Annotated in this window: 15 protein-coding genes; 10 read left to right on the plus strand and 5 right to left on the minus strand. The window is 41.4% G+C overall.

Translation table 11 applies throughout. The features are described 5' to 3' along the window. The first annotated feature begins 43 nt into the window (after window positions 1-43). The 3 genes from SYN7502_RS16920 (at window position 44) to SYN7502_RS16930 (ending at window position 2608) form a co-directional block, all read left to right on the plus strand. Window positions 44-997, plus strand: coding sequence for an apocytochrome f (locus tag SYN7502_RS16920; protein WP_015169945.1), 954 nt, complete (start codon window positions 44-46; stop codon window positions 995-997). A gap of 111 nt (window positions 998-1108) precedes the next feature. Next, window positions 1109-1885 (plus strand): ABC transporter ATP-binding protein, encoded by a 777-nt coding sequence (locus SYN7502_RS16925; RefSeq protein WP_015169946.1) that lies wholly within the window; start codon window positions 1109-1111, stop codon window positions 1883-1885. A 12-nt stretch (window positions 1886-1897) separates the two neighbouring features. Beyond that, window positions 1898-2608 (plus strand): ABC transporter ATP-binding protein, encoded by a 711-nt coding sequence (locus tag SYN7502_RS16930; RefSeq protein WP_015169947.1) that lies wholly within the window; start codon window positions 1898-1900, stop codon window positions 2606-2608. 1 nt (window position 2609) lies between these two features. On the opposite strand, the gene hflX is transcribed toward SYN7502_RS16930, so the two are convergent. Next, window positions 2610-4196, minus strand: coding sequence for a GTPase HflX (gene hflX, locus SYN7502_RS16935; protein WP_246828944.1), 1587 nt, complete (start codon window positions 4194-4196; stop codon window positions 2610-2612). A 177-nt stretch (window positions 4197-4373) separates the two neighbouring features. Then, the gene (locus SYN7502_RS16940; protein ID WP_015169949.1) at window positions 4374-5147 is read right to left on the minus strand and encodes a hypothetical protein; all 774 of its coding nucleotides are present in this window, start codon (window positions 5145-5147) and stop codon (window positions 4374-4376) included. 106 nt (window positions 5148-5253) lie between these two features. On the opposite strand from SYN7502_RS16940, the gene SYN7502_RS20340 reads away from it, so the two are divergent. From SYN7502_RS20340 to SYN7502_RS16955, 4 genes are all read left to right on the plus strand, one after another. Continuing rightward, window positions 5254-5424: a hypothetical protein gene (locus SYN7502_RS20340; protein WP_015169950.1), complete on the plus strand. Its 171-nt coding sequence runs from the start codon at window positions 5254-5256 to the stop codon at window positions 5422-5424. A gap of 217 nt (window positions 5425-5641) precedes the next feature. Next, a complete protein-coding gene (gene ffh / locus SYN7502_RS16945) occupies window positions 5642-7054 on the plus strand; it encodes a signal recognition particle protein (protein ID WP_015169951.1) in 1413 nt (470 codons plus the stop codon). An 11-nt stretch (window positions 7055-7065) separates the two neighbouring features. Continuing rightward, window positions 7066-7362, plus strand: a complete 297-nt coding sequence (locus tag SYN7502_RS16950) for a DUF2288 domain-containing protein (RefSeq protein WP_015169952.1) — start codon at window positions 7066-7068, stop codon at window positions 7360-7362. Between the two features lie 132 nt (window positions 7363-7494). Next, window positions 7495-8202, plus strand: a complete 708-nt coding sequence (locus tag SYN7502_RS16955) for a DUF3386 domain-containing protein (protein WP_015169953.1) — start codon at window positions 7495-7497, stop codon at window positions 8200-8202. 80 nt (window positions 8203-8282) lie between these two features. On the opposite strand, the gene SYN7502_RS16960 is transcribed toward SYN7502_RS16955, so the two are convergent. From SYN7502_RS16960 to SYN7502_RS18510, 3 genes are read right to left on the minus strand one after another with little or no spacing between them, the layout of a single operon-like run. Next, window positions 8283-8957, minus strand: a complete 675-nt coding sequence (locus tag SYN7502_RS16960) for an esterase/lipase family protein (protein ID WP_015169954.1) — start codon at window positions 8955-8957, stop codon at window positions 8283-8285. Then, window positions 8954-10138, minus strand: coding sequence for an ATP phosphoribosyltransferase regulatory subunit (locus SYN7502_RS16965; protein WP_015169955.1), 1185 nt, complete (start codon window positions 10136-10138; stop codon window positions 8954-8956). Before SYN7502_RS16965 ends, SYN7502_RS16960 begins: the two co-directional genes overlap by 4 nt. Before the next feature lie 52 nt (window positions 10139-10190). Then, complete coding sequence (locus SYN7502_RS18510; RefSeq protein ID WP_015169956.1) at window positions 10191-11297, minus strand: J domain-containing protein; 1107 nt, start codon at window positions 11295-11297, stop codon at window positions 10191-10193. A gap of 343 nt (window positions 11298-11640) precedes the next feature. Between SYN7502_RS18510 and SYN7502_RS16975 the strand changes: the two genes are divergently transcribed. The 3 genes from SYN7502_RS16975 (at window position 11641) to SYN7502_RS16985 (ending at window position 16517) form a co-directional block, all read left to right on the plus strand. Next, window positions 11641-12873, plus strand: coding sequence for an LL-diaminopimelate aminotransferase (locus tag SYN7502_RS16975; RefSeq protein ID WP_015169957.1), 1233 nt, complete (start codon window positions 11641-11643; stop codon window positions 12871-12873). Window positions 12874-13075: 202 nt separating this feature from the next. Next, window positions 13076-15367 carry a PAS domain S-box protein gene (locus SYN7502_RS16980; RefSeq protein ID WP_015169958.1) on the plus strand — a complete coding sequence of 764 codons (2292 nt, stop codon included), beginning with the start codon at window positions 13076-13078 and terminating at the stop codon, window positions 15365-15367. Beyond that, window positions 15354-16517 carry a hybrid sensor histidine kinase/response regulator gene (locus SYN7502_RS16985; RefSeq protein ID WP_015169959.1) on the plus strand — a complete coding sequence of 388 codons (1164 nt, stop codon included), beginning with the start codon at window positions 15354-15356 and terminating at the stop codon, window positions 16515-16517. Before SYN7502_RS16980 ends, SYN7502_RS16985 begins: the two co-directional genes overlap by 14 nt. The last annotated feature ends 4 nt before the right edge of the window (window positions 16518-16521 follow it).

The following is a 16521-nucleotide window of genomic DNA, read 5'->3' on the forward strand; positions in this document are numbered from 1 at the left end:
ATTTTTAACATACCCTCATAACTACCATAACTATCAATAATCCATGAAGAGAAATTTATTTTTGGCGATCGCCCTAGTGGTTCTAATTTTTAATGGACTAGTGGCATCTCCAGCGCAAGCCTATCCCTACTATGCCCAAGCTGCCTATGAGAATCCTAGGGAAGCTACTGGACGTATTGTCTGTGCCAACTGTCACCTAGCGCAAAAGCCCACCCAGTTGGAACTACCCCAATCTGTTAAGCCCGACACTGTATTTGAGGCAGTTGTTAAAATCCCCTATGATCATAGTCAACAGCAGGTTTTAGCTGATGGTAGTAAAGGTGGCTTGAATGTCGGGGCTGTAATCGTTCTACCGGAAGGTTTTAAGATTGCCCCCGAAGATCGCCTCTCTGAAGAACTAAAGGAAAAGACTAAGGATATTTACTATCAACCCTATAGTGATACCAAGGAAAATATTGTTATAGTTGGTCCAATTCCTGGGGATGAATATTCGGAAATCATATTTCCCGTACTTTCCCCCGATCCTAACACCGATAAAAATGTCAGTTTCCTCAAATATCCCGTTCATGTCGGAGCCAATAGAGGTAGAGGACAGGTTTACCCCACAGGAGCTAAGAGTAATAATGTGCAGTGGACTGCGCCCGTTGCAGGTACAGTTAGCAAAATCACGGAAATACCTCCCAATGAAGAAGAAGATACCTACGGTGGTTATGCTGTAACTATTCAGCCTGAAAATGGTAAAGCTGTAACTGAAGAAATCTTGGCGGGTGCAAATTTACTGGTTTCCGAAGGTCAAGTGGTAAAAGCGGGAGAAGCCTTAACTTCTAATCCTAATGTTGGTGGCTTTGGTCAAGTAGATGGTGAAATTGTGCTTCAAGACCCCAGAAGAATTCAGTGGTTATTAGCCTTCTTTGCTTCAATATTTGTAACCCAAATTATGTTGGTTTTGAAGAAAAAACAAGTGGAAAAAGTCCAAGCTGTGGAGTTGAATTTCTAACTAATTTTTAATTCTAATTTTGATTGTGATTTTATAGTCAAACGGCTATGCAAGGATCGAAGAGTGGGCAGTTGTCCGCTTTTTTTTTAGGTAATAACAAAGCTGTAAATTATGACAACCCTACTTTCTGTGCATAAAGTTAGCCGACGGTTTAGTGGATTATTGGCGATTGATCGGGTATCTTTTACGGTAGAGTCAGGGGAAATATTTGGACTGATTGGTCCGAATGGAGCAGGCAAAACCACGATGTTTAACTTGATTACGGGCTTAATTCGTCCTAGTAGCGGCGAAATTATCTATCAAGATCAAAGCATAAGTCGATCGCAGCCCTATAAAATTGCTCAAACAGGAATTGCCAGAACATTTCAAAATTTACGCCTATTTGGGAATCTTTCCGTTTTAGAAAATGTAGCGATCGCCCATCATATCCATACAAAATCTAATTTAATTGCTAGTATTTGGGGAACAAAGTTGGCAAGGGCAGAGGAACAGGAAATTCAATTGCGATCGTATCAGCTACTGGAGTTAGTAGGATTAGAGTCTAAATCTTCCCAACTGGCACATAATCTTCCCTATGGCGATCAGCGCAGGTTAGAACTAGCAAGGGCATTGGCATTACGACCACAGTTGCTGTTATTAGATGAACCTGCGGCGGGAATGAATCCTACGGAGAAAGCTACCCTTAGTGATTTAATTCGCAAAATTCGATCGCTATTTAATTTGACGATTATTATGATTGAGCATCATGTCCCTTTAGTTATGGGTTTGTGCGATCGCATTGCCGTCTTAGATTTTGGACAGCTAATCGCTTTAGGTATCCCTGAAGTTGTTAAAAATGATCCGCAGGTAATCGCCGCCTATCTTGGGGATGATGCTGGAGTTAGTTGATTAGTTAAAGTTATGCAACCTCTACTGGAAATTCGGAATCTATCGGTTAACTATGGCGCAATTCAAGCTTTGCAAAATATTAATCTGGAAGTGCAAGTAGGGGAAATCGTCACCCTGATCGGGGCAAATGGCGCAGGTAAAAGCACTACCCTAAAAGCAATTTCACGGTTGGTAAATCCTGTAGGTGGAGAGATTTTCTATGATGGTAAAAATATTGCGAATCTTTCTAGCGATCGCCTCGTTAAACTTGGTACTGCCCAAAGCCCAGAAGGACGTAGAGTTTTAGCTAGACAAACTGTGTTAGCCAACTTGGAATTAGGGGCATACACGCGATCAGACACTTGGGGCATAAAAGCCGATCTGGAAAAGCAGTTTTTAATCTTCCCTCGCCTCAAAGAACGTCAACAGCAATTGGCAGGAACCTTAAGCGGTGGAGAACAGCAAATGCTAGCGATCGCCCGTGCGGTTATGAGTCGCCCTAAATTGTTACTGTTAGATGAACCTAGTCTGGGGCTGGCTCCACAAATTGTCCAAGAAATATTTGGGGTGATTCGTCAACTGCGCCAAGATGGAGTCACGATTTTATTAGTTGAACAAAACGCTAATCTAGCTCTGCAAACTGCGGATCGGGCTTATGTTTTGGAAGCAGGAAAATTAACAATATCTGATCGGGCAGCTAACTTACTTCAAGATGAAAAAATCCGTAAAGCATACTTTGGGTAGATTAACTTACCTCAGCTTTGACAACTGTAATTAGTTCTTGTAAAAGTTGATCCAAGCCTTGGCGTTGCATAGCGGAAACATAAATTGCATCAGGATATTTTGCTTTAATTTCATCTAAATCTGGCACGGCATCAATTTTATTAAATACGGTTAGGGTGGCTCCGACAGCAATCGGCATATCCGCTAAAATCTGATTCACAGCTTCTAATTGGGATTCCCACGCCTCATGGGAAATATCAACTAAGTGAATTAATACATCGGCTTCGGTGACTTCTTCAAGGGTGGCGCGAAAAGCATTGACCAGAGGTGGTGGCAGTTCGTGAATAAATCCAACGGTATCAGTGATCAGAATGGTTTGGGGATTAGGATCATGCTCTTGATCACGAATATGCAAACGGCGGGTGGTTGGATCAAGGGTGGCAAATAGCTTGTCAGCAGCATAAACCGTGGACTTGGTTAAGGCATTGAGTAAAGTTGATTTACCTGCATTGGTGTATCCCACGATCGCTACCGTCGGAATTTCTTGATCAATCCGTTGTTGCCGCATTCTTGCCCGTTGGGATTGGAGTTGATCGACTTGATGTTGCAGTTGGGTAATCCGTTTTTGAATAACACGGCGATCAGTTTCCAGTTTGGTTTCTCCAGGTCCTCTGGTACCAATTCCACCACCTAATCGGGATAAAGCCATACCTCTACCTGCTAAACGGGGTAAACGATATTGCAATTGAGCTAATTCTACTTGCAACTTTCCTGCGGCAGACTGGGCGCGTTGGGCAAATATATCTAAAATTACTTCCGTGCGATCGCTAACCCTAATTCCCATTAATCTTTCTAAATTCCGAATTTGGGCAGGGGATAATTCTCGGTCAAATACAATTAAGTTAGCTCCCTGAGTTTGAGCCGCAAGGGCAATTTCTTGAACTTTACCTTCACCTAATACGGTTTGGGGATGGGGGCGATCGCGTTTTTGGAGAATTGTACTGAGAACTACACCGCCTGCACTATCTACTAACTGCCCTAGTTCGGATAGAAGTTCTTGGGGCTTTTGGGTTGATTTTTTGTGAGAGGAACGATAGGAAGCATCACTGGTAATTAGACCGACTAAAATTACTCGATCTTGTTCATCTTCAACAACTTGGGCTTTATATTCGCGCCGAAACTGATCTTCTAGCCCCGAAACTAATTCTAAAAAATCCTGTTTACTAACAGCATCCAAACTTTGGGGAGGAGAAACATACCAAGATTCACCATCTATTGACTCAGGTAAAATATGGGCGGTATAGGCACGATCAACATAGCCTTTACTAGTGATAGTTACGGTAATCAAACTATCCAGCCGTTGCATAGCCATAGCCGTTAAATCTGTAATACTGGGCGGCTCGTGCTTAAGATTAGTGGCAATACAGCGCAGTCCACATAAACGTTCTTCCCCATACCGAGGTAACTCCATTAACGGAATTTTGGCATGGTTGGGCGTACCTAATCCGACCCTAATTACCTGCCCCCGCCGATTTACGAATACACATACAGGTTTATTTATATCACTGCTAATACCTGCCAGTCGTTGGGCAAATTCGGGAGTTGTCAAAGATTCAATGGGCAGTCTTTGGCGATATAGACGCTCTAGTTGCTTAATCTGGCTTGGTTTTAAGCCTTGGGTATCTCCGTAAATATTCTCGATAAAACTGCCTCAAACTAAATTACATACTTTTTTCATCATACATTACCCCTTAAATTAACCGTTGAAATGCACTATCCAGACCGCTTAAAACAGATTAAATCGCTCTAAATGAATGGCGATCGCTGCGGGTAATTCTCTAATTAGAGCATTGTAGTTAATCACAGTTAAACGTTGATGAATGGGTAAGTCAAAGGGAAAAGTACCTTGATCTGGACTACCAACTTGGATTAATAATATCTGCTCCGATCGCTTTACCTGAAGAGCATAACCAACCTCTACACACACATGGGGACTGGGAATTAACTGGGGTGGATCACTATTAATTTCGGCATTAATTTGGGCGATCGCACTGACATCGGCAATAAATAATAGCGAACGTTTGAGCTTAGAAAATAAAGTACTTTTGAGCTTAATGGGTTCATCAGTAGAACGGAAAGATTGCTCTAGGGTTAACTTGATCCGAGATGTGCGATTAATTTGGGCGATCGTAGATTCCAGTGCCTCTCTAATCAATTCGCTGTAATGAGGTTGCTGAGTTTGATAGCTAAAAAATATGGTGGGGTCTAGCTGAGACAGTGCCTCTTGCTTAGTAAAGTAAACCTCATGGCTAATTAGATCAATGTTAGCGATCGCATAGCTGCCACTACCTTCTACATAGAATTCAATCGTCTCGCCTGCTAAATATCGCTGAAACCACTCAGATTCTCGCACTACAGATACTTCATCTAAAAAATCTGCTCTCAGTGCCGACTTCAGTAAACTATTTTTCGCCAATCTTAAGTCATGGGGACGCTCAAACAGCGATCGCAAAGGTTCGTATTCAGGAATATACCAAGCTCTTAACGCAATAATTGCCATAATCTACTAAGCCCAACTTTTAGAGATAGATTACACTAAATTTTTTAGCGATCGTGGGTAATAATTAACAAACTACATTAAATTACATTATTTGTTGGAATCAGATATGACTACCCATTTCATCACTGCCGAAATTGACTTAAACCAGAATCAAGAAGACTTAGTAGAAACAATTAAAAATACCCTTTCTACCCAAGGTGAACCCCTACGTTGGGCAGTTACCGAAGTTGACACCAATAATCAAATCGCCACGGTTGAAGCAGTAGTAACGACATAATTTCACTTTTTAAGTTAATTTGCCCCTACATCGAAGAAAACGTATTTTTTAGAATTTGCGTTTTGTTTTTGCGTTTTAGCGGGGAAAGTAAAAATTCAAGTAAATGCAAAAATTGAGTGCCCGATTGCTAGACTAGATAAACCTATGACTTTACTCAATAATGGCGATCGCATATTTGCCACCCAATTTAATTGGATAATTTTAAATATTTAAGATCATGTTTGATGAAATTTCCGATAAGTTTGAACAGGCTTGGAAAAAGCTGCGTGGTCAGGACAAAATCACCACATCTAATATTCAAGGTGCAATTCGAGAAGTCCGCCGCGCCTTATTAGAAGCTGATGCTAACCTCCAAGTAGTTAAAGATTTTAGCGATCGCCTTACCCAGAAAGCCCAAGGTGCCGATGTTATAGCAGGAGTACGTCCCGACCAGCAATTCATCAAAATTGTCTATGATGAGTTAGTTCAAGTCATGGGTAGCGAAAATGCACCCTTGGCTGAGGCAGAGACTGCACCGACCGTCATTTTAATGGCAGGCTTACAGGGTACAGGTAAAACCACTGCTTCCGCTAAATTAGCCCTACATCTCCGCAAACTTAACCGCACTACTCTTTTAGTTGCCACCGATATTTACCGCCCTGCAGCGATCGATCAGTTAATCACCCTTGGCAATCAGATCGATGTACCCGTGTTTCAGTTGGGTACCGATGCTAATCCCGTGGAAATTGCCCGACAGGGGGTTGCCCATGCCAAAGCTGAAGGGATAAATACTGTAATTGTGGATACGGCTGGACGCTTGCAGATTGATGAAACCATGATGGCTGAGCTTGTCCAAATTAAACAGGCGATCGCTCCCCACGAAGTTTTATTAGTAGTAGATGCCATGACTGGACAGGAGGCAGCCAACCTCACCCGCACCTTCCATGACCAAATTGGTATCACTGGCGCAATTTTAACTAAGCTTGATGGCGATACTAGAGGTGGGGCGGCACTATCAGTACGGGAGATTTCGGGGCAACCGATTAAATTTGTGGGTGTGGGCGAAAAAGTCGAAGCATTACAGCCGTTTTATCCCGAACGTATGGCTTCACGGATTTTGGGGATGGGTGATGTCCTGACCCTTGTGGAAAAAGCGCAGGAAGAAATTAATATTGCCGATGCCGAAAAACTGCAAGAAAAGATTCTATCCGCTAAGTTTGATTTTGATGACTTCCTCAAAAATACCCGCATGATGAAAAGCATGGGTTCCTTTGGCGGACTCCTCAAAATGCTCCCAGGCATGAAAATCAATGATGCTCAAATTAAAGAGGCAGAAAATCAACTAAAACGCTGCGAGGCAATGATCAGTTCGATGACTAAGCAGGAACGCCAAGACCCCGACCTCCTAGCAAAAAGTCCTAGCCGTAAACAGCGCATTGCCAAAGGATCAGGCTATCAACTCCAAGATGTGACAAAATTGGTTTCCGACTTTCAAAGAATGCGGACAATGATGCAACAAATGGGTAAAGGTAAAATGCCCGGAATGCCCGGTGGTGGATTTCCCGATATGATGGGTGGTAATATGCCCCCCGGTAGTCAACCAAGCTACGGTAAAAAGAAAAAAAAGAAAAAAGGCTTTGGCGAACTTTAATAGTTTTTGTAATGAACGAATTAAGAACTCACTTACAGGATTTAGTTGATACAGCCGTTTGGGAATGGCTAGAGGAACACGCTCAAGAAGGTCGAATGCTCATTGTGGCACCCCATTTAGAATTAGTAGATGTGGGTCTAGCATTAGCCGAAGATGACATTAGTATTGTGAAGCAGTGGCTAGATGATGGCTGGTTATATCGACCGACCGATGGACAAATTAGTCATTGGCAAAACGATAAAAACTTGGAATTTAAAAGTTTAATAATTCAGCCTTTTGTGTTGTGCCGATTGCCAGCAGATGGGTAATAGTTAAATTAAAGTCTAGGTTCCAGCACATATTGGAACTGCTTTATCCCATTAAAAGTCGCCACTTTAGTATGCTACGATCGCTGTAATTAGTAATAAATAGCATTAGTTTAAATAATTAAGTTAATATCCATGCAAACAACTGAAAAACCTCTACAAAGTTCTGCCCGTGACCTATTTCAGGCTGCTTACGAAAATCGCTATACATGGGACTCTAACTTTCCGGGCTTCAGTGCCGATGTCTCTGTCAGCATAGATGGTATGACTCGTACAGGTAGGGCAACTATCACCAAAGACCTAACCGTAGAAGTAATTATGGACGATCAAAAGCTAATTACTCGTACCAGTCGCACTCCCAGTGGTGAAGAAAAAACAATCACCGTCGATGAAGAACAGGAATGGTTAACCAATCAATTAAAAGATGTCGTCACCCACCGCAAACGTAAATCCTTTGAAGATGCTCATGGCAAGTCTAGTTTTTCTATGGGCGATCGCGATGCCTCAGGTGCTGTAGAAATTTTAGTATCTGGCGACTCAATGGGTTCCAACTATAAAGTCAAGGATAATCAGATTTCCCTGGTTAGTCGGGTCATGGGTCGCATTGGTTTTGTCATTAATCATTTAGCGCACTTGGATACAGGTGAAGGCTATATTTCTAGTGCCTATAACGCTATATTCCGTAATCCTCAAACCGATGCCATTACCCGTCAGGCAAAATTTGAAGATAACTACGAAAAAATTGGTAACTACTATGTGATGACTAGTCAATTTGTCCAAGTTAACGAGCAAGGTACTCAAAAAACTTACGAGATCAAATTTTCTAATATTCAGCTTTCTTAGTTAAAGGTAAACATTAATCAGAATAGTTGGTGATTGGGGGCAGGTAGTTCCCTTTTTTTATGAATTACCTTCAAAAATTATTACGGCTCTAAATAACTAGCCCACTTATGTACCAATTCGGGCGAACCATACCACAGACCAGCTTTAGGTGAGTGATTTGCCCCTTCTAAAACTAAATTCTCCGCACCTGCTAAGTGAGCGCATTCAATCGGAATAATGCCATCTCCCCAAGTATTGCCTATTCCACAGGTTAATTCATAGCTACTATATGCCAACCAAGACTTCCATGTCTTCTCCCCATAAACAGCCTTACCCGCTATACAAATATATTTGAGGTTTTGATGAAAAGCATCAGGGTAATTGTTATTGACAAAATCTAAATTCGGGGCAGCCCAAGGTTCTTTACTGCGATGGGGAGTGCCTAGGCTAATTAAACGCGCAACCTGAGCATTTGCACCCCAAACTCTCCCATAGTAAGGAGTTTCACCCAAATAAATTCTGGAAACCCAACCTCCTGCGGAATGGGCAATTAAGTTAACCTGAGATACTTGCAACTCTTGACATATTTGCTTAACGGCTTGATCTAACTTTAGTAAAATTGGTGCGATCGATCTGCCGCCCACTGTGGGGAGCCATTCCCACCACTCCAACGGCACTATGGTTGCTTTAAAGCCTAAATTTTCTAAGGACATTTGCAAACCTAGATAATCCTTGGCACCAGCTAAATAGCCGGGGAGAATTAAATTAGGAATCATAGGTTTTCTGTACTCAAGACTCCAGAGCTACTGACCCAAGCCACTTGTTTAATCCCGCGCGATCGCCCATAGGCAACAACTGCATCCCGATCACGAAACTCTAGTTCTAACTCTACAGCAACTCCGTACTTAGTCCGTAAATCTGAGGCATAGCTAAAGGCATTATTAACTGCATCAGGAGCGATCGCCACCACTAACCAAGCACTAGGCTCAATTTCCCTTGGCAGTGTTGGCATTAAAACCTTATGTAAGTCTTCTAAGTTTAAACAAAAACCAATACTAGGATGACTTTCACATTGGGCGTTATAAAGTCCGAGCAGTTGATCATAACGTCCGCCTTGGGCAATGACATAGTTTCCGCTTACGACTTCAAACACAATGCCAGTGTAGTAGCCAAAACTCTGAACCAAACTTAGGTCTAGGATCGGAGTCACAGGAAAGCTATGCTCTATTAGTGCAATCAATGACTGCAAATATTGTATTTCAGTATCTAAATGTTTAACCCATGTTAGAGATAATATCCGCTCTAAAACCTCATGGGGCTGACCACGGAGATCAATTAAATCTAAAGCCTGTGACTTTAACTGCTCTGGCATAGCTAAATTTAGTAAACCGATCCGATCTAGCTCAGCAATACACCTACGAACTTTAGCTTGATATTGGACAGGAAAAGTATTTAGTAAAGCCGTAGTTAATCCCACATCACCTAACACCATCTGCCAATTATTTAAACTAGTACTCTCTAGACATTTTGCCAGTAACAGTAAAATTTCAGCGTCGGCTAATATCCCTGCTCCCCCTAATAGCTCCACTCCTGACTGATAATATTCCTGTTGGCGATTACTTGAAGGCAACTTCCGAAATACATTATCGTTGTAGTACAAACGTTGAGGACTAGTAACCTTTCCTAATCTTGACGCATAGGCACGGGCGATCGAAGCCGTTAGTTCAGGTCGCAAGCCCAAAACTTCAGCATTACTCCCATCTACTTGAATTACTGATTCCAGTTTTACAGCCCCACCTACGGTCAGGGTGCCTAAATGTTCAAGAGTTGGGGTAATAATGCAATGATAGCCCCATGATCGAAATACTGATTGCAGGCGAGTTTCAATCCACTGCTTTTGAGCTACGTCCAAGGGTAGTAAATCCCTAGCCCCTATAGGAAGTGTTAAATTTACCATTTAATAGTGGTTAGAATTAGTTGTTCCAAGTTATTTTAAGTTTAATATAGGATCAGTTGCCACTCAGCCAACCAAAGAACCCACCCTTTTTAGATTTTGGTTTGTCCTTACCTTTAGGGTCATCTTTTTTACCTGAAGCATCTAAGCTATTTATATATTTTAAGGCTAGAGGTTCCTGAGGATTTAATCTCAAAGCTTTTTGAAAATTAGACTTTGCCAACCCCATCAGTTTTTGATTCATATAAACTAAACCCAACAGGGCATAGCATTTACTACTCCCATTATCAATCTGCTCTGCTTTAGTTAACTCATTACGTGCCATTGACCATTGGTTTTTAGCAATATAGTCCTCTGCTAGCTTAAGGTAGGGCTGAATTGAAACCTTGGGTTTAGTCGGTTCTTGGTTAATTTGTGATTCTTGCTGTAGTCTAGTATTTGCCTGAGAATCAATTTTATTTGATTTACTCGATCCTCCTGTAGGTGGGGGGTAAATAATATCGGTTTTAGGTTTATATATACCAGTGTTGCCAAGATTACCAGTATTGCTACTTCTATAACTCGGATACATTGGCGGTGGACTGGGGGGCGGTGGTGGGGTAGTTTGAATAAAAGTATTATCAGTTTGGGGTGTCCCTGCTCCTTGAGGTCTAGGTGCGCTATTGGAGAAATGTTTATAACCCTCTTGATATAGGATATACACCAAGTTTAGTTCACTTATTTGTCCTGAATATTCCAAAATTGTATCCAATGACTGGAATTGGTACTCAGCAACCTCCTGTACTGCTTTTTCATAGCTAAAGTCGCTGGGGAAATAAAGTAATTGACGTGCTACTTCTGACTGAGGGTTAATTCTTTGTCCCTTTTTCATAAGTCTTTTGCCAAGTAGCTTAAGTACGGCAGTGTATGCAGTTCTTTCAAGGGGTTGGTTTAAAACATGATAGGCGGGGTTAACCAGTTTAGCTAGATACTGGGTTGCTAGATGTTTTTCAAGGGGAGGACGACCATAAATATCAGGGTGCAAAATTTTGGCTATGGATAGGTATCTTTTACGCAAAGTGACTGCATCTGCCGTTATAGGGACTCCTAGGGCAGCATAGTAATCATTAAAATCGAATTGACATATTCCTTGATCAATCCGAAATGGTTGCAGCTTTTTCACTACGTCTATCCTTTGAGAGTCAAAATTATTGCAAACGATTCAACTTTACCTAATCTTAGGACTATCTTAGAGCAAGTTTTATAGTTAGCTATAGGCTAAATAATATTAATAAGCTTTAAATAATGGTACTTATACTAGCATAGGTTGAGGCTATAAAACCCTCATATACGGCTAATTAAGACAAGTTAACATGCTCTCCACAGATTACACAGTAATGTTGGTGCGGCGACAAGTGACAAAATAGGATTAGTTATAAAAATATTGCAAGGGAGGAAGTACTTAGTTTTTGGGCTAAAGCTCTTATCCATGTAGAATAGCTAGAAGAAATCACCACAGTTTAATCATGGCAACAATCAACGACAATTATCTAAAGCTCAAAGCAGGCTATCTTTTCCCTGAAATTGCGAGGCGAGTTAATGCCTTTGCCCAAGCTAATCCTGAAGCTAAGATTATTAAATTAGGAATTGGGGATGTAACTGAGCCTTTACCTGCTGCCTGTTGTGATGCTATGACTAAAGCTATTGTGGATATGGGCGATCGCTCCAAGTTTCAAGGCTATGGTCCTGAACAGGGATATGCTTGGCTGCGAGAAAAAATTGCTAAGTATGATTTTCAAGCACGGGGCTGTGATATTGATGCTTCCGAGATTTTTGTATCCGATGGTTCTAAGTGTGATACGGGTAATATTCTTGATATTTTTGGTGATCGCAACTCCATAGCAGTAACTGATCCTGTTTATCCTGTGTATGTAGATACCAATGTGATGGCGGGACATACGGGCGATGTCAATGAAAAAGGAGAATATGGCGGTTTAGTCTATCTACCCATTATTGCTGAAAATAACTTCACTGCCGAAATTCCCACAGAAAAAGTCGATTTAATCTATCTCTGCTTCCCCAATAATCCTACGGGCGCTACTGCCACTAAAGAATATTTGCAAGCTTGGGTTGACTATGCCTTGGCGTATGGTTCCATAATTTTCTTTGATGCCGCCTACGAATCATTTATTACCGATCCAGATTTACCTCACTCCATATATGAAATTGCAGGGGCTAGGAACTGTGCGATCGAGTTTAGATCATTTTCTAAAAGTGCGGGATTTACTGGAACCCGTTGTGCTTTTACGGTTGTGCCGAAAACCTTAACAGCCAAAGCTGCCGATGGTAGTGATGTTGAGCTATGGAAGCTATGGAACCGTCGTCAATCCACCAAATTTAATGGGGTTTCCTATATTGTGCAACGGGGGGCAGAGGCGGTTTATAGTTCTGAAGGACAAGCGCAAGTTAAGGCTTTAGTGCAGTTTTATTTGGAAAATGCTCAGATCATTCGCCAAAAGCTAATCGCCGCAGGTATAGCAGTTTACGGTGGAGTGAATGCTCCCTACGTTTGGGTTAAAACGCCTAATGAATTATCTAGCTGGGATTTCTTTGATCAGTTATTGCATGGCTGCCATGTGGTTTGCACCCCTGGATCGGGATTTGGTGCAGCAGGAGAAGGGTATGTGAGAATTTCAGCTTTTAATAGTCGTACCAATGTGGAAGAAGCTATGACACGGATTACCCACAAGCTCAGCTAAGCTCTAAGGATTCGCTACCATAGGTTTGATGGCTTGTATGCAGTTTTTGCAATTATTTATGTGATTATATCAAGAAGTATGATAATGAGTGATTTAGATCACATATATTTATACTTTTTTCATTTAAATGAAATGACACTAACTTAGTTGAGTTATCAATCGAGTTATCTATTTACAGAACAACATCGATGAATGTTCTCAAATGCTTAATTTGCAGCCTGTCATTCTTAGCTCCCAAATATCCGTTGATCAAGCGATCGCCCAACTCCATACTCATAATCAAACCTATGCTGTAGTTATCAATCCCAATGCTTCAATTTTAGGTATCCTGACCCAAACAGATATTCTTAAGGCAATTGCTATGCTTCCCCATTGGCAAAATCAGGCGATCGCTTCCATTACCAATACAAAGATATTACTCCAGACTGAAGTTCCCAAAGACCCAAGCTCCATGCTGAAATTACTGGAACAGAAAGGTGTAAGTTACTCGATTGTGATCGACTCGGAACAGCAAATTCTAGGCGTAATTAGTGCCGATCATCTGGCTAAATATATTTCCTTAAGTCCCAAGCCTTGTATCTGTCAAAGGATTATTGAAACCACGCCCAATATTATTTCAATTTATAATCTCGATATTCATGCCACTTCCTATGTAAATTTTAGGGTGCAAACTATCTTGGGCTATTCCCTTGCACAAATTATCGGGATGGGGGCAGAGGTTGCGGTTAAGCTGATTCATCCCCATGATCTACCTAGACTCAACCAACATTTAGAACAATGCCGTAGTCTTGCCGATGGAGAAACGCTAGAAATTGAATATCAAGCCAAGCATCTCAACGGTTACTGGTTATGGTTGCATAGTAGGCATACCCCTTTTCGGCGGGGGGAAGAGGGTCAAGTTATAGAAATTCTGGGGATTAGTCAAGACATTACTGCCCGCAAATTGGCAATTACAGCGATGGAGCAGCTTAATCTTGACCTTGAAGCTCAGGTTAGCGATCGCACCAAATCCCTGAGATATATTAACCAAGAGCTACTTGCAGAAATATCAGAACGTAAACTCGCAACCGCAGCCCTACGCTACAGTGAGGATAAATTTCGACATATTTTTGAGGACAGTCCAATTGGCATTAATTTGGTGGGCTTAGATGGCAAGTACATGCAAGTTAATCCCGCTTTTTGTCAAATGCTTGGCTATGAAGACTCGGAACTTAGAAAATTATCGGTTTTTGAAGTTACTCATCCCCCTAATATTTCCGCCGAGAAAGACCTGATGAGCAAAATTACCCGAGGCGTTATTAATCAATACCATCTCGAAAAGATATATATCACAAAGGAGCGACAGCTAATTAGGACTAGCCAGACCACTGCCACGATTAGGGATGCCAGAGATAATATTCGGTTTTTGATTAATATGGTTGAAGATATTAGCGATCGCTTTAAAGCCGCCGAAGATTTAAGACGAAGTGAAGAAAGATTTCGCAAAATTTTTGAAGACAGTCCAATCGGCATGGTGCTTTTGGGGTTAGATCAGAAAATCGTCAAGACCAATAAGGCTCTTAATCAAATGCTGGGATATTCCGAGCTAGACTTGGTTAAGCAACACCTAAATGCTCTTACCCATCCCGACGATCAAGAAGTTACAAATCGCCTTACCCATTATTTATACCAAGGACAAATCTCCAGCTACCAACTTGAACAACGTTGCCTTGCCAAAAATGGACTAAACATTTGGGTGAAGCTAAATACATCTGTGGTCAAAGATCAGGAGCATCAGCAACTTTTGCATGTTCTAATCATGATCCAAGATATTACCAGAGAAAAAGAGTCCCAAAAATTGATAGCCCACTCCTTAGCTGAAAAGGAATTACTTTTACAAGAAATTCACCATCGTGTCAAAAATAATCTTCATGTCATAGCGAGCTTACTGGAGTTGCAGGCTAGAACAAGCAAAGATGATTATGTGATCAACCTTTTTAGCGAAAGTCAAAATCGTATTTACTCCATGGCATTAATTCACGAACAACTATGCCTATCTCCACAGTTTGAACATATAGACTTTAGTGAATATTTGCAGAAATTAGTAAGTAACTTATTCGCCTCCTATGGGGTTAATCCTAATCTAATTCAATGTGTACTGGAGATAAAGCCCATAACTATTGGATTTCAGACTGCTCTGCCCTGTGGCTTGATCCTAAATGAAATTGTTTCTAATTCCCTTAAATATGCTTTTATTGGCTGCGATCGGGGGGAAATTCAGATTCGCTTTTCTCAGCAAGCAGACATCCTCAATTTAGTTATTAGTGATAATGGGGTGGGGCTACCTCCAGACTTAGATTGGCATAGAGTTAATACCCTTGGATTACGACTAGTCAAGATTTTAGCTCGACAGCTAGATGCTAGTATTAGCCTCGATCGCAGTAATGGTACTAAGTTTAACTTAAGTTTTAGCGCAGCTAGTCCATCACCGAAGAAACTCTATGCCCACACCTAAACCCAAAATTCTCGTAGTAGAAGATGAAGCAATTGTGGCAGAAAACCTTGCCGATCATCTTACAGACAATGGTTATGACATTATCGGTATTGTTGATTCAGGCTCTGAAGCGATCGCCTATGCAGCTAAAAATGCTCCCGATCTAGTCCTGATGGATATTGTGCTAAAAGGGGAAACCGATGGCATTGTGGCGGCGGAAATTATTAGTTCCCAGTTGGCAATCCCCATTGTTTACATGACTGCCTATGGCGATGACAAAACCCTCGAACGCTCCAAGTCTGCTAAGCCCTTGGCATATTTAATTAAGCCTTTTAGACCTCAAGCACTCAAAGCGGCGATCGAAATTGCCCTCAACAAACATAAACTTGACCAAGAACAGGCAAAAGCTCTAACTTCGTTGGAAAATTTACTCGCCCAAACCCAAACCCAAAGTGAATTTAAGTCCCAATTTATCAACATGATTTCCCATGAATTCAGGAATCCCCTTACCAATATTAATCTCTCCACCGATATATTAGAAAGCCAAGCAGGACAGTGGTCTGAGCAAAAACGTCAAGATCGATTTCAACGGATTAGAAAAGCGATTGCCCAAATGACCCGATTATTGGATGATGCCCTTACCATTAGTAAAATCGAAGCGGGAAATTTAAGTCTCCAACCCCATAGTTTTAATCTATATAACTTTTGTGCCGATCTAGCCCATGATTTAGAGCTAGCCTTAGGCAATCAATCAGGTAATCAATATCACATCCATTGTTTTAGTAATCAACATGATCGCTTAGTGCATCTTGATCAAAGCCTAATGGAATATATTCTGCTCAATCTTCTATCCAATGCCATTAAGTATTCCCCTACAGGTGGTCTGATTGAACTAGGAATTAAGTACTCTGAGCCCAATTCATCAGATAATTCGCCAGATACCGTTACACTCGAAGTTAAGGATTATGGCATTGGCATTTCCGCCGCAGACCAAAAGCAGTTATTTGATCCATTTTTTCGCTCCCCCCATGTTGTTAATATCAAGGGGGATGGGCTAGGGTTATCAATTACCCTGCAGTTGGTAAAGCTACTCAATGGTCAGATATTTGTCAAAAGTGAGCAAAGCACTGGCAGCACATTCACAGTGGTTTTACCCCTGATCTCATCCTAATTAA

It is taken from the genome of Synechococcus sp. PCC 7502, from assembly GCF_000317085.1.
GTDB lineage: Bacteria > Cyanobacteriota > Cyanobacteriia > Pseudanabaenales > Pseudanabaenaceae > PCC-7502.